This window comes from Thioclava sp. UBA3469, from assembly GCF_002378135.1.
In the GTDB taxonomy this organism is placed as follows: domain Bacteria; phylum Pseudomonadota; class Alphaproteobacteria; order Rhodobacterales; family Rhodobacteraceae; genus Thioclava; species Thioclava sediminum.
Genome location: NZ_DFRG01000010.1, coordinates 575 through 13,963 on the forward strand (window position 1 = coordinate 575; position 13,389 = coordinate 13,963).

Annotated in this window: 14 protein-coding genes and 1 tRNA gene; 13 read left to right on the forward strand and 2 right to left on the reverse strand. The window is 64.4% G+C overall.

All coding sequences use genetic code 11. The features are described 5' to 3' along the window. The 6 genes from B3D39_RS00675 to B3D39_RS00700 all read left to right on the forward strand — a co-directional run. Positions 1–357: riboflavin synthase (locus B3D39_RS00675; RefSeq protein ID WP_286789285.1), on the forward strand; the 357-nt coding region annotated here is incomplete at its 5' end. Then, positions 354–1,511, forward strand: coding sequence for a 3,4-dihydroxy-2-butanone-4-phosphate synthase (ribB, locus tag B3D39_RS00680; RefSeq protein ID WP_078520343.1), 1,158 nt, complete (start codon positions 354–356; stop codon positions 1,509–1,511). The genes B3D39_RS00675 and ribB, both read left to right, overlap by 4 nt. Before the next feature lie 3 nt (positions 1,512–1,514). After that, positions 1,515–2,060: a 6,7-dimethyl-8-ribityllumazine synthase gene (locus B3D39_RS00685; protein WP_274963519.1), complete on the forward strand. Its 546-nt coding sequence runs from the start codon at positions 1,515–1,517 to the stop codon at positions 2,058–2,060. Next, entirely contained in the window at positions 2,057–2,575 is a 519-nt protein-coding gene (nusB, locus tag B3D39_RS00690) for a transcription antitermination factor NusB (RefSeq protein WP_078548159.1), read from the forward strand. Before B3D39_RS00685 ends, nusB begins: the two co-directional genes overlap by 4 nt. Positions 2,576–2,697: 122 nt before the next feature. Further along, positions 2,698–3,042, forward strand: a complete 345-nt coding sequence (locus B3D39_RS00695) for a hypothetical protein (protein WP_274963520.1) — start codon at positions 2,698–2,700, stop codon at positions 3,040–3,042. Between the two features lie 375 nt (positions 3,043–3,417). Further along, entirely contained in the window at positions 3,418–3,876 is a 459-nt protein-coding gene (locus B3D39_RS00700) for an MmcB family DNA repair protein (protein WP_078549754.1), read from the forward strand. Positions 3,877–3,879: 3 nt separating this feature from the next. On the opposite strand, the gene B3D39_RS00705 is transcribed toward B3D39_RS00700, so the two are convergent. Next, positions 3,880–4,089: a DUF6324 family protein gene (locus tag B3D39_RS00705; RefSeq protein WP_078520339.1), complete on the reverse strand. Its 210-nt coding sequence runs from the start codon at positions 4,087–4,089 to the stop codon at positions 3,880–3,882. Between the two features lie 130 nt (positions 4,090–4,219). Here B3D39_RS00705 and B3D39_RS00710 point away from each other — a divergent pair. The 4 genes from B3D39_RS00710 to B3D39_RS00725 all read left to right on the forward strand — a co-directional run bounded on the left by B3D39_RS00710 (position 4,220) and on the right by B3D39_RS00725 (position 8,907). Further along, positions 4,220–4,296, forward strand: a tRNA-His gene (locus B3D39_RS00710). A gap of 100 nt (positions 4,297–4,396) precedes the next feature. Then, complete coding sequence (locus B3D39_RS00715; RefSeq protein WP_274963521.1) at positions 4,397–4,960, forward strand: PAS domain-containing protein; 564 nt, start codon at positions 4,397–4,399, stop codon at positions 4,958–4,960. Between the two features lie 166 nt (positions 4,961–5,126). After that, positions 5,127–8,543, forward strand: a complete 3,417-nt coding sequence (locus B3D39_RS00720) for a CheR family methyltransferase (RefSeq protein ID WP_286789286.1) — start codon at positions 5,127–5,129, stop codon at positions 8,541–8,543. Further along, positions 8,527–8,907, forward strand: a complete 381-nt coding sequence (locus B3D39_RS00725) for a response regulator (protein WP_078542098.1) — start codon at positions 8,527–8,529, stop codon at positions 8,905–8,907. Before B3D39_RS00720 ends, B3D39_RS00725 begins: the two co-directional genes overlap by 17 nt. On the opposite strand, the gene B3D39_RS00730 is transcribed toward B3D39_RS00725, so the two are convergent. Continuing rightward, complete coding sequence (locus B3D39_RS00730; protein WP_274963594.1) at positions 8,891–9,787, reverse strand: LysR substrate-binding domain-containing protein; 897 nt, start codon at positions 9,785–9,787, stop codon at positions 8,891–8,893. The two genes, B3D39_RS00725 and B3D39_RS00730, sit on opposite strands and share 17 nt — an antisense overlap. 115 nt (positions 9,788–9,902) lie before the next feature. On the opposite strand from B3D39_RS00730, the gene B3D39_RS00735 reads away from it, so the two are divergent. The 3 genes from B3D39_RS00735 (at position 9,903) to B3D39_RS00745 (ending at position 13,370) form a co-directional block, all read left to right on the forward strand. Next, complete coding sequence (locus B3D39_RS00735; protein WP_274963595.1) at positions 9,903–10,967, forward strand: YeiH family protein; 1,065 nt, start codon at positions 9,903–9,905, stop codon at positions 10,965–10,967. Positions 10,968–11,118: 151 nt separating this feature from the next. Further along, complete coding sequence (locus tag B3D39_RS00740) at positions 11,119–11,598, forward strand: MarR family winged helix-turn-helix transcriptional regulator (protein WP_274963596.1); 480 nt, start codon at positions 11,119–11,121, stop codon at positions 11,596–11,598. After that, positions 11,595–13,370 carry an MFS transporter gene (locus B3D39_RS00745; protein WP_274963597.1) on the forward strand — a complete coding sequence of 592 codons (1,776 nt, stop codon included), beginning with the start codon at positions 11,595–11,597 and terminating at the stop codon, positions 13,368–13,370. Before B3D39_RS00740 ends, B3D39_RS00745 begins: the two co-directional genes overlap by 4 nt. The last annotated feature ends 19 nt before the right edge of the window (positions 13,371–13,389 follow it).

The window sequence follows — 13,389 nt, forward strand, 5'->3', positions numbered from 1 at the left end:
AAGATCAATCTCGAACGCGCGCTGAAAGTGGGCGACGAGCTGGGCGGTCACATCGTGTCGGGCCATGTCGATGGCGTGGCCGAGATCGTGGCGATGGTGGATGAGGGCGACAGCACGCGCTTCACCTTCCGCGCGCCCGAAGCTCTGGCGAAATACATCGCGCCGAAAGGCTCGGTCGCGCTGAACGGCACCTCGCTGACCGTGAACGAGGTCGATGGCGCGACGTTCGGCGTCAACATCATCCCGCATACCAAGCAGGTCACCAACTGGGGCCATGCCAAGGCGGGCGACCGGATCAATCTCGAGATCGACACGCTCGCGCGCTATGTCGCGCGGCTGCAGGAGTGGAACACATGACCACCGACGGCAAGCCCCTGACCCCGGTCGACAAATCCGGCACCCATGACGTGCCCGGCGAGGTCGAGGAAAGCCTGCGCCACGTGATCGCGCCCGCCGAGGACATTATCGCCGAGGCGAAGGCCGGGCGCATGGTGATCCTCGTCGATCACGAGGATCGCGAGAACGAGGGCGACCTGTATATTCCCGCCGAGAAATGCACCCCCGAGGCGGTGAACTTCATGGCGACCTACGGGCGCGGGCTGATCTGCCTGCCGCTCACCTCCGATCGCGTCGACCAACTGGGCCTTGCACCGATGGTGCGCGCCAATTCGATGCGCCACGAGACCGCCTTCACCGTCTCGATCGAGGCGCGCGAGAACATCACCACCGGCATTTCCGCCCATGACCGGGCGCAGACGATCAAGGTGGCGATCGACCCGAGCAAGGGGCCGCAGGACATCGCTTCACCCGGCCACATCTTCCCGCTGCGGGCGCGCGACGGCGGGGTGCTGGTGCGCGCGGGCCATACTGAAGCCGCCGTGGACGTGGCGCGTCTGGCCGGGCTCAAGCCCGCCGGTGTGATCTGCGAGATCATGGGCGATGACGGTCACATGCTGCGCCTGCCGGGGCTGATCGAGTTCGGCAAGAAACACGGGCTAAAGATCGGCACGATCTCGGATCTGATCGCCTATCGCCGCCGTCACGACAATCTCGTGCGCGAGGGCCTGCGCCAGATGGTCACGTCGAGCCATGGCGGTGAGTGGGAGATGCGTGTCTTCACCGACATGGCCGAGGGCGTCGATCACATCGTGCTGGTGAAAGGCGATATTTCCACGCCCGAGCCGGTTCTGGTGCGCACCCATTCGCTCAACATTCTCGACGACGTGCTGGGGATCGGCCCCGGTCCCGCCGACGAGGTGCGCCGTGCGATGGAGATCGTGGCCGAGGAAGGTCGCGGCCTCGTCTGCCTGTTCCGCGACCCGTCGAACCGCCTTCTGCGCGAAGAGGATCAGGGGCCGCGCACGATCAAGCAGATCGGTCTGGGCTCGCAGATCCTGTCCTCGATGGGGCTGCACGACATGATCCTTCTCACCGACAATCCGCAGACGAAATATGTAGGCCTCGACGCTTATGGCCTGCGCATCGTCGGCACACGCCCCATCACGGAGTAAGACATGGCCGGAATCTCGCATTACACGCTCGACCTGCCGAAATTCGACAGCGCGCCGCGGCTGCTGATCGTGGTCGCGCCGTATTACAAGGATATCGCGGACAACCTGATCGCGGGCGCGAAAGCCACGGCCGAAGAGGCGGGGGCCCGTGTCGACGTGATCGAGGTGCCTGGCGCCTTGGAAATCCCGACCGCGATCGCGATGGCCGCGCGCATGGCCGATTACGACGGGTTCGTCGCCCTTGGTTGCGTGATCCGCGGCGAGACCACCCATTACGACACCGTCTGCAACGACAGCTCGCGCGGGCTGACTCTGATGGGGCTCGAAGGGATTTGCATCGGCAACGGCATTCTGACGGTCGAAAATTACGAACAGGCGGCCGTGCGCGCCGACCCTGCCGATCAAAACAAAGGTGGCGGTGCGGCGGCTGCGGCCTTGCATCTCATCTCATTGTCGCGCAAATGGGCGCGCCGGACGAAGGGTATCGGGTTCAAGCCCGCCGAATCCTTCCGTATCGCCGGCGACACTGACGGATCGAACAACGCATGACCGACGACGCCTCCTCCGACGCGCCCCAAGACGCCCCGAAACCGCGCAAGCTCACCCAAGAGGAGAAGCGCCAGATGAAATCCGCCTCGCGTCTTTACGCGGTTCAGGCGCTGTTTCAGATGGAAGCGGCCGGGCAGGGCGCCGACAAGGTGCGCCGCGAGTTCGAGGATTTCCGCTTTGGCGCCGTGGATGAGGACGGCACCGAAATGGCCGAGGGCAATCTCGATCTGTTCCGCCGTCTGATCGACGATGCGGTGACCTGGCAGGCGAAGATCGACCAGGCGACCGACCGTGCGCTGGTCGCGAAATGGCCGATCGACCGGATCGACCCGGTGCTGCGCGCGCTGTTCCGCGCCGCCGGGGCCGAGCTGATCACCCCCGCGACGCCGCCGCGCGTCGTCATCACCGAGTTCGTCGACGTGGCCCGCGCCTTCTTCCCCGAAGGCAAAGAGCCGAAATTCGTCAACGCGGTGCTCGATCACATGGCGCGCGCGCTGCAGCCCGACGCGTTCTGAGCGCGCTCACTCGCGACACCATGCCACGGGCAAACCCCCGCTTATCTCGCATTCGCCGCCCGTTTCCCTGTTTGAAACTTGGGAATATGCACTAGATTGTGAGGTAAGCAGGAGGATTTTTCATGCCCGAACTGGTCCGGCTCTACATCAAGAACGTCGTCATCGGCTTCTTCATCGCGCTTGCCTTCGTTGGCCTTCTTCTCGGCTTCAATGTCGGCAATCTTCGCCATCTGATCTTCACGTCCGATATCGGCTATATCGCGATGGCGCTGCTGGTCGTGTTCAACACGATCGTCTTCTCTGGCGTGCAATTCGCGATCGCGGTCATGCGCATGGCCGAGGATGACGACAGTTCCGGCGGCGGTAAACGCGACGGCATCCCCACCAATATGGCGGCCGAGCATCTGGCGATCCCGGTTCCGCTCGATACGCCCAAGTCGCGCCAGCAGATGCAGTTGCGCCGCTGAGCGCATCCACGTCCCAAGACGACAAAAGCCCCGACCGATCCGGCGGGGCTTTTTGCTGTCTTGCGAAGGGTAGGGTGACGGAAACCGCAGCAGACGTGTAGACGAGAGTTCCCGGAGACCTGAAAAGTCAGGTGGGCGCCAGATACCGAGGCCAGGACCCCGGCAGAGCCAGCTCCCTCAGGAATGGTATAGGCCACTGGAAAAGGGTCTTTCACAGAAAGAGCAGTAACCGTCAGACCCCCAGATAGGGGTGAAATCGGGTTCCGACAAGGGGGGAGAATGAACAGCGCGCCTCGCGCGCCCCAGGTGCCGCGGGGAAGGGCACGTGTGCTGGGCGACTGGACTTTTGTTCACACTTCGTTCATGTTTGTCCGCATGACGCAGATTCCGCTTTCCGAACTTCAGCCGGGCCAGGTGCTCGCGCGTGGCACGGCCCGCGCGCTGTCCGAGCTGGGGCTCGACAGCTTGCCGGAAATGGTGCTGCGCCCAAGGCTGCGCGCCGATCTGATGGCGATCGACCGGAAGGGCGAAATCTGGATCGTGGAGTGCAAGTCGAGCCGCGCCGATTTCACCTCGGATCGGAAATGGGACGGCTATCTGGAGTGGTGCGACCGCTATTTCTGGGCGGTGGATCAGGATTTCCCCACGGATCTTCTGCCCGAGGGGACGGGGTTGTTCATCGCGGATGGCTACGGGGCCGAGATGATCCGCGAGGCGCCGCTATCCAAGCTTGCGCCGGCGCGGCGCAAGGCGCTGACGCTCGATTTCGCGCGCGCGTCGGCACGGCGGTTGCAGCGGCTGTGCGATCCGGGCGCGATTCCGCCCGGATTTTGAGGCTCAGCGCTTCTTGCCCTTGCCGCCCTTGCTCATTTCACGCGCAGCTTCCGCAGCGGCCTGCAGTTCTTCGGCGATTTCCATCGCCTCGTCGGGATCGAAATCGAGCGGTAGCTCGACGCCTTCGCCCTCGACATAGATCCGCACCATCCCGAGCGAGGTCGGGCCGATTTGCAGATTCGCGGAGATGTCGCTTTCCTTGTCGATGCTCATCGAAAACTCCTGAGAGGTTGGATGGAAAATGCACCTAACCCCCGCGACGTGCGCAGGCAAGACTTGGTGCGAATTTCTCGTCATCGGACACTTGCATTCCGCGCGCGAGGGGGCTAAATCCCGCGCCAGTGCCGCCTTAGCTCAGTTGGTTAGAGCGCTGGATTGTGGATCCAGAGGTCCCCCGTTCAAGCCGGGGAGGCGGTACCATCCCTCCCCTTCAAATCGGTTATCGGTGGTATTTCGCCTCGCGCGCTGGACTTTTCCGCGCAATGATCAATCTTGTTTTCTCGAACGCAGCGGAGGCTTCATGCCCGTTTATCAAGATTACGATTTGCCAGATGCGCTGGTCAGCTATTGCGACAAGTCGAATGTCGCGCTGACCATTGCCGCGGCCGATCGGGATGACGTGCCACTCGTCTACGTGAATCAGGCGTTTCTCAATCTGACCGGGTATTCCGCTGAAGAGGTGCTGGGGCAGAACTGCCGCTTCCTCCAGGCTGGGGCCGCGACCGAAGAAGAACGCTCTGCGATGCGGGAATTCATCGACGACGAAGACATCTCCGCGGGCCGTTTCCGTGTCACCAACAGCCGCGCGAATGGCGAGACCTTCCAGAATTTCGTCTTCATGACGCGTCTGCGCGAACCCAATGGAGAGACGCGCTTGTTTCTCGGGTCGCAGTTCGACCTGACCTCCGCGGCGGAACGTCAGAACGTGAAGGTCGATATCGCCGCGCATGACGAGAGCCTGCTGCGCAATGCCGACGATCTCGCCGCGATGTCGCGCGGATTCGGCCTTGCGATGATCGGCTCTGCCAAGGTTCTGTCGGAGAGCCTCTCCACAATGGCCACGATTATCTACCGCGAGGGCTAAGAATGGCTGCGGCCACGGTTATGTGTTCAGTACTATGTCAAATGTTATTGCAGGGCCCTGAGGCTAGTGACACCGATCTCCGGATGAACTGCAAAGAGAACTATAGAGAAGGGCGCGCAGGCCGCGCCCTTTTGGACGCGCGCTGCGCGGATCGGTGGGCCGTGCAGTGACGGACGCCCCCGAGGATCTATACGTTGTCGGCATCGGCGCCTCCGCTGGTGGGCTTGAAGCGCTTCGCGATCTTCTGGAGCCCGCGCGGGTGGACGACCCCAGCGCCTATGTCGTGGTTCAGCATCTCGATCCGAACCACGAGTCGCTTCTGGCGGAATTGCTCGGCCGGTCGACCTCGCTCGAAGTGCTTCAGGCCGAAGATGGCGCGAAGCTGGAGGCCGGGCATGTCTACACAATCCCGCCGGGTTACGGGCTGGAGGTCGAGAACGGGCGCCTGAAGCTTTCGGAATTCGCCCAACCCCGCGGTCTGCGCCGTCCGATCGACGATTTCTTCGTGTCGCTGGGTCAGGATCTCGGGCGCCGCGCGGTCTGCGTGATCCTGTCGGGCACCGGCACGGATGGCTCTGTCGGGCTGCGGGCGGTGAAGGAGCATGGCGGCTTCTGCATCGCGCAGGATGCCACCGCGCGTTACGATTCCATGCCGAATTCGGCGGTCGCGACCGGGATGGTCGACGTGGTCAGCGCGCCGTCCGACGTGATCGCGCGGATCACCGAGTTCCGCAATGTCGACCCGGATCAGGTGAACACGGCACCGCCGGTTTCCGGAACGCTCGATGAGATTTGTGCGGCGCTGAACCGTCTGACGGGGCATGATTTCGCGCAATACAAGCGCTCGACCCTCGAGCGTCGGATCCAGCGCCGGATGCAGGTGGTGGGCATTCTGCACCCGCGCGAATATCTCGAACGGCTCGAGCGCGAAGAGGACGAGCCTCTGGCGCTGCTGGGCGACCTGCTGATCAATGTCACCCGCTTCTTCCGGGACAGCGCGCATTTCGAAGCGCTCAACGAGACGGCGATCAAGCCGATGGTCGAGAAGGCCGATGATGGCGGCGCGCTGCGCATCTGGGTGCCGGGCTGTTCGAGCGGCGAAGAAGCCTACACTCTGGCGATGCTCATCGACCGGGCGATCCATGCGAGCGGCAAGGAGATCGATTTCCAGATCTTCGCCACCGATATCGACGAGCGGATGCTCGCGATCGCACGTGAGGGGCGGTATCCGGTCTCGGTCCTGCTCGATCTGCCCGAAAGGTACCGCGATCTCTACACGATCGGGCGTGAGGGCAATTTCCAGATCACCGCCGCACTGCGTGACCGGGTGCGCTTCTCGCCGCATTCGCTGATCAAGGACCCGCCGTTCTCGCGGCTCGATCTGGTGTCGTGCCGCAATCTGCTGATCTATTTCGGAGAGAAGTTGCAGGCGCGGGCACTGCCGATCTTCCATTACGCGCTCAATCCGGGCGGCGTTCTCTTCCTCGGCCCATCCGAGACGATCGGGCGGCATGAGGAACTTTTCGATCCCATAGATGGCGCGATGCGCATCTTCCGCAGCATAGGGCCCCGGTCTCCTTATCCGACCGAACTGCCGATGCGCTCCGACCCTCATGCGCGACTTGCGCCACTCCGACCGAAGACGACTGACAGAAGAACCAAAGACTGGAACACGACCTTGGCCAGTAATCGTATCCTCGATCTTTATGCGCCCGCGACGCTGAATGTCGATCGCGACGGGGCGATCCTCGCCGCGACGGGTCGCTTGGGCAAGTATCTTGAGATCGACCCGTCCGAGACCGGGCAGGGCTATGCACAATCGCTCGCGCGGGCGGGCCTGCGCGAGGCGCTCTCTGCGGTGATCCGCGAGTCGGCGGAGCTTGGCACGCGCAAGATCGTGCGCGACGTCGAAGTGATCTCGGAAACCGGGCGGCAGCGTGTCGATGTGCTGGCCGATCCGCTCTCCGACGATACGCTGCTGATCGTTTTCCGCGACCGTGGCCCGTTCGAAGCGTTGGACGAATATGATTTCGACGAGATCGCGCCGTCGGAAAGCCATGTGCAGGTGCTGGAAGCCGAGTTGCGCGCGACCCGCAACCGCCTGCGCACGACGGTCGAAGAGCTGGAGACCGCCAACGAAGAGCTGAAATCCTCGAACGAGGAAATGATGTCGATGAACGAGGAGTTGCAATCGACAAACGAAGAGCTCGCGACGGTCAATGACGAACTCAAGACCAAGGTCGAGGAGCTTTCGACCGCGAATGCCGATCTGCGCAACATCTTCGATTCCAAGCTGCATGCGCTGGTGACGGTCGATCGCAAGCTGCGCCTGCGCAACTTCACCGATGGCGCGAGCGAGATGATCCGCCTGCGCGGCAGCGATCGCGGACGTCCGCTCGACGACATCCAGAACCTGCTCGACACGCCCGAGGTGATGATCGAATTGATTAATACGATCCTTGAAGGCGAATTGCCGCGGCCGCGCCGGGTCAAGTCCACCGAACTGGGCAAGGTCTGGTCGCTCTCCGCGACGCCGTATCTGAATTCGCGCGGCGATGTCGAAGGGGCGACGCTCGTCTTCACCGATATCACCGAGGCACTGCGCCTCGAGACCGAGCTGACGCAGAAGGGCGAGCGGCTGCAACTTGCGCTGGAGATCGCGCAGATCGGGGTCTGGTCGATTATCGAGCCGAGCGGAGACGTTGAAATCGACGAATCCGTCGCCGCCTTCTTCGAACTCGACGCGGCCGGTACCTATCCGATCGCGCGGTTCTTCGAACGTGTCGCAGAGCATGACCGTGCCCGTGTCGAACAGGCGGTGCGCGAGGCCCGCGACAACGGTTCTGAACTGGAAGTCGACTACGAGCTCGACCTCCCCTCCGGCACGAAGCGCCATCTGCGCGCGACGGGCCGGATGATGGGCGAAGGCAAGGAGCACCGCCTGCTGGGGCTCAGCGTCGACATCACCGCCGATGAAGAGGCGGCGCAGATGCGCGAGCTGATGCTGCGCGAGATGAACCACCGGGTGAAGAACCTGTTCTCCATCGTCTCGGGCATGCTGCGCATCGCGGGGCGTTCGGCGGCCAGCCCGCGCGAGTTGGTCGAGGATGTGGGCCAGCGGATCAACGCGCTTGCGCGCTCGCATGATCTGGCGCGCACCCGAACCTCTGGTGCGGCGATCCCGCTGCGCGAGGTGATCGAAACGACTCTGGCCCCCTATGACGACCCGTCGAAATTCCTGATCGATGGGCCGGATGTTGATGTGCCGACGCATCACCTGACGGCTCTTGCGCTGATTTTCCACGAATGGAGCACTAATGCCGCTAAATATGGGGTATTGGGGCCGCGAGAGGGTGATCTCGAGATCACATGGTCGATGGAAAACGACGATACCGTGATACTTTCGTGGAACGAGCGGTACCGTGAAGCGTTGCAGCTCGACACGAACAAACAGGGCTTCGGCTCGACGTTGGTCGATATTTCCGCAAGCCAGATATCGGCGCGGGTCGACACGCGTCAGACGCCGGAAAGCCGTTGCAACAGGATTATCTTCGCGCATGAAATCGATGGCGACGCTGACTGAGAAAGCACCGAGCGAGGTGCTCCTTGTCGAAGATGAAGCCGTCGTCGCGCTTGATCTTCAGTTCATGCTCGAGGATCTCGGGATGGAGGTCTGGGGACCGTGCGCCACCGTGCGCGCGGGGCTGGACCTGGTCCGAGATCGTTTGCCCGGCGCTGCGATCCTCGACGTGATGCTGGCCGATGGCGAAGTCTACGAACTGGCCGATCATCTGCACAAGGCGGGCGTGCCGCTCCTGTTCCATTCCGGCCATGCCGAGGCCAATCAGCTGCGCGAGCGCTATCCCGGTGCGGCTGTCTGCCCGAAGCCCGCGCTTCCCTCGGAGATCGAGGCGAAGCTCGCGAATTGGTTCATTCCGTCCGAGTGAGATCGTCGAGCTGGGACTGATCGATGCGAGCCAGCAGGTCGCGCGTGGCGTGGCTGACATGGTGGTCGCGGTGACGCAGCGCATAGAAGGGCCGCGGCGCGAGGTGCAAATCCCAGTCCCGGACTGTTCCAAGGCTTAGCGACCGCGCGACGACATGGGCCGAGAGAATGGTGATCCCGGCCCCAGCCTCGACCGCGCTCAGCACTGCCTCGTTCGAGGGCAGGACCAGCGCCGCTGAGAGCGCGTGCGGCGCGACACCCAGATCGGCGAGGGCCGCTTCCGCGGTAGAGCGCGTGCCAGAGCCCGGCTCGCGCAGCACCCAACTCGCTTTGCTCAGCGCGCGCGCATCCAGCTTGCCGGGGGGCGGCGCGGCGCTGACCAGCATCAGCTGATCCGCCCCGATCTGAACCCGCTCCAGCTTCGCATCCTCGACATCGCCCTCGACGAGCGCAAGATCGTGCAGGCCCGCGCGCAGACGTTCCGCCGCCTCCTGCGTGTTGCCGATCTCAAGCGTGACCTCGATCCCCGGGCGGGCTTGCCGGAAAGCGGCAAGGTAGGGCGGCAGCCAGTAGCCCGCGATGGTCTGGCTGGCGATCAGGCGGATATGCCCGCGTTCGAGGCCGCGGGTCTCGGCAAGCATCGCCTCCGCCTCGGCAAACCGTGCCAGTACCGCACGCGCCTCGGGCAGAAAGGCACGGCCTTCCTCGGTCAGTGATATCCCTCGCCCGATCCGGTCGAACAGCTTGATCTCATGACGCGCCTCAAGCGCCGCAATGGCGGCTGAGGCCGTCGATTGCGTCATGTTCAGCCGGGCGGCGGCGCGGGTCATGTGCTGCTCTTCCGCGACCGCGACGAAAACGCGGAGTTGTTCGGGGGTCATGCGTGTCTCTGGTTCGAATAATCGATAAAATCGATCATATCGACAAAAACATTTCGTTTGAAGAATGAATTGGCGCGGGCAATTACAGGGCAAGACCTGACGATAGGAGGCCACCGTGCCGCACCATTCGACCCTTGCCTGCAGCCTCACCCGCCCGCGGCTTGCGCTTCGCGCCTTCGCGCCGGGGCTTGGGTTGAGCATCGGCGTCGCCGCGCTCGCGGCCTTGGGCGGTTTGGCTGAGCACGCGCTGTTCGGTGCGGCATGGCTGGAACCGCTGGTGTTGGCGATCCTCATCGGTGCGGTAGTGCGCTACCTCTGGACGCCGCCTGCACGGTTCGAAGCCGGTATCCGATTTTCCGCCAAGACGGTGCTGGAGATCGCGATCGTGTTGCTCGGGGCCTCGGTGAGCGCCCAGACGCTTCTGTCGGTGGGGCCGGGGCTTCTGGGCGGCATCGTCGCGGTGGTCGCGCTGATGGTGCCCGCCGCCTACTTGCTGGGGCGGGCCCTGCGCCTACCGGCCCGCATGGCGCTTCTGATCGCCTGCGGCAACGGTATCTGCGGCAATTCCGCCATCGCCGCCGTCGCCCCGGTGATCGACGCCGACAGCGACGATGTCAGTGCCGCAATCGCGTTCACCGCCGTGCTGGGCGTGGCGGTGGTGCTGTTGCTGCCCGTCGTCGGTCATGTTGGAGGTATGAGTGTGAACGGCTACGGCATCCTGTCGGGGATCACGGTCTACGCGGTGCCGCAGGTTCTGGCGGCCGCAGCGCCGATGGGGGCCGCGGCGATCCAGCTCGGCACGCTGGTGAAGCTGGTGCGCGTCCTGATGCTGGGGCCGATTACGGTGGTTCTGTCGCTTCTCGCGCCGCATCTGCCAACCGACGGGCGCTCTGCCGCGCCGGAGGGACGTGTGCGGCGCGGGCTGATGCCGCCGCTCTTCATCCTCGGGTTTCTCGGGATGATCGTGCTGCGCTCTGCCGGGGCGCTGCCGGAGGCTGCGCTTGCGCCCATGGGGCAGGGGGCATCCATCCTGACGGTGATCGCGATGGCGGCGCTGGGGCTTGGCGTCGATGCGCGGGCGGTAGCCGCCGCCGGGCCGCGTGTGATCGCGACGGTGACGCTGTCGCTGGTCATGCTGGTGGGCGCTGGTCTCGGTCTTGTGACCTTGCTCGGTGCCTGAGCGCTCGCGCTGAATGCGCAGCGCGATCCCAGCGGCTTTCGCAATTTCGCACGGCCCCCTGTGCGGGCTGCCTCTGTTGATCCTCGCGACCCAGAGGATATGTGGGATGGGACGAAAACGTTAGCAGGCTAACTTTATTCCCGAGGCCCCCATGTCCGACCGCGCCGCCATTACATCCGCACCCACCGAAGCCGCCCGCCGCGACCGTGCCGAGTTGACGCGCACGATGATGCTGCTGGCGCGGTCGGTGCGCGCGATGTTCGACGCGCAGGCGCGGGACATGGGGCTGACCTTCGCGCGGGCGCAGGCGATCCTTGCGATCTCCCGCGACGAGGGGCTGAACCAGACGCAGCTGGCCGAGACGCTGGCGATTGAGACGCCGACGCTGAACCGGACGCTCGACGGACTGGAAAAGCTCGATTTCGTGGAGCGCCGCGCCGATCCCGACGACAAACGCGTCCGCCAGATTTTCCTCACCGAACATGCCCGCGCAAATGCCTCCGAGATCGAGACCTTCGTCGAGGCGCTGCGTGCGAAGCTCTACGACGGTATCGACGCCGAGGAGGTCGCCCGCGCCCGCAAGACGATGGAGCGGATGCAGGCCAATCTCGAAAGGATGCGCGGCCAATGAATTCCCAGATTCGCGACATCAACGGCCCGGATGCGCGTCCGACGGCCGCCGGACCGGTATCGCCGCGCGAGCGCATGCGGCCCGAGGCGGCCCCGGCCAAAGAGGCTGAGGTCACGCAAAACGAGGCCGCAGAGGCAGAGACCGCCGAGCCGGAGACCGCGCCCCAGCCCGCCGCGCCTGCGGAGCCCGACCATTCCGCAGGCAAGCGGATCGTCTATGCCAGCGCCGCCGTCTTCGTGGCCCTGTCGCAGTCGCTTGCGACCGGCTTCGTCTCGGCCAATCTGCCGCAGCTGGCGGGCGATCTGCACGCAACCACGAACCACACTTATTGGGTGATGGCCGCCTTCATGGCGCCGCGCGCCTCGATGCCGCTGATGCTGATCCGCATCCGCGACCAGTTCGGCCTGCGCCGCTTCGCCGAGGTCGGGATCGTCTGCTTCGTGCTGGCGATGGTGCTCAACCTCTGGGTGGACGACCTGCATTCCGCGGTCATCGTGGCCTTCCTGAGCGGCTGCGCCGCGGCCCCGTTGTCGAGCCTCGGCTTTCTTTACATGCTGGAGGCCATACCCGCCGCTCAGCGCCTCAAGGTCGCGATCCCCGCCGTGCTGACGATGATCATGGTGGGCAGGCCCTTGGCGCGGGTGCTGCTGCCCGAACTCACCGCGAATGCCAGTTGGCACGCGGTGAGCCTGTTCCAGATGGGCATGGCGCTGGTGGCGCTGGCACTGATCTTCGCGCTGCCACTGACGCCGCGCCCGCTGCAAAAGGTTCTCAAGCCGCTCGATTTCGTCTCTTTCACGCTGCTCGCGGTTGGCTTCGGTGCGTTCACAAGCGTCTTCATGTTCGGTGCGCTCGACTACTGGACGCAGACCGAATGGCTGGGCGTGGCGCTCGTCGCTGCGATCGTGATGGTCGCGGGCGCGGTGCTGATCGAAATGCAGCGGGCCAATCCGCTGATCGATTTCCATTGGCTGCTGAGCCCGCCGATCCTGCACCTGGCGGGGACCCTGCTGGTGTTCCGCATCGCGCTGGCCGAACAAAGCGCGGGCGCCGTCGGTTTCCTGCGCACGATGGGGCTGCAGCCCGGACAAGAGCAGCTGCTGTTCGGGATCATCGCGTTGTCGATGTTGGCCGCGACCGGTGTCCTGATGCTGACCAATAGCGGGGCGCGCGCGCCGCTGTTCCACGGGATCGCGCTGGTGCTGATCGCGGCAGGGGCGTGGCTCGACTCGCAATCGACCGCGCTCACCGGGCCCGAGCAGATGTATCTCAGCCAAGCGATGATCGGCTTTGCCGGTATCCTGTTCCTGCCGCCTGCGATGGCGAAAGGGTTGGGAGCTGCCTTCGCGAAGGGGCCGCATTACCTGCTGAGCTTCGTCGTGCTGTTTCTGGCCACGCAATCCATCGGCGGGGTCATCGGGTCGGGGCTGTTCCGGAGCTTGGTGGTCGACCGCACCGCCTATCACATGGCGCAGCTTTCGCCGCAGATCTCGGCCGACAACCCGATGTTGAGCCAGACCCTCGCGCAGAGTGCCGCATCGCTGGGCAGCCAGACTGCGGATGCCGGGGCGCGGGCAGGGGCCGCGCTGTCTTCCGTCGCGTCTACGGTGCAGCAGCAGGCCACCATTCTCGCCTATGACGATGCGTTCCGCGCCGTGTTCTGGTTCGCGCTGGCGGCCTTGGCCGGGCTGATCGCCCATGTCGCCCTGCACCGAAGCTGGCCCCTCCCGCGCCTGCGCCTTACGCCCTTCACCCCTGTTTTTACGAGTTGATCCGATGTCACAGACCCGC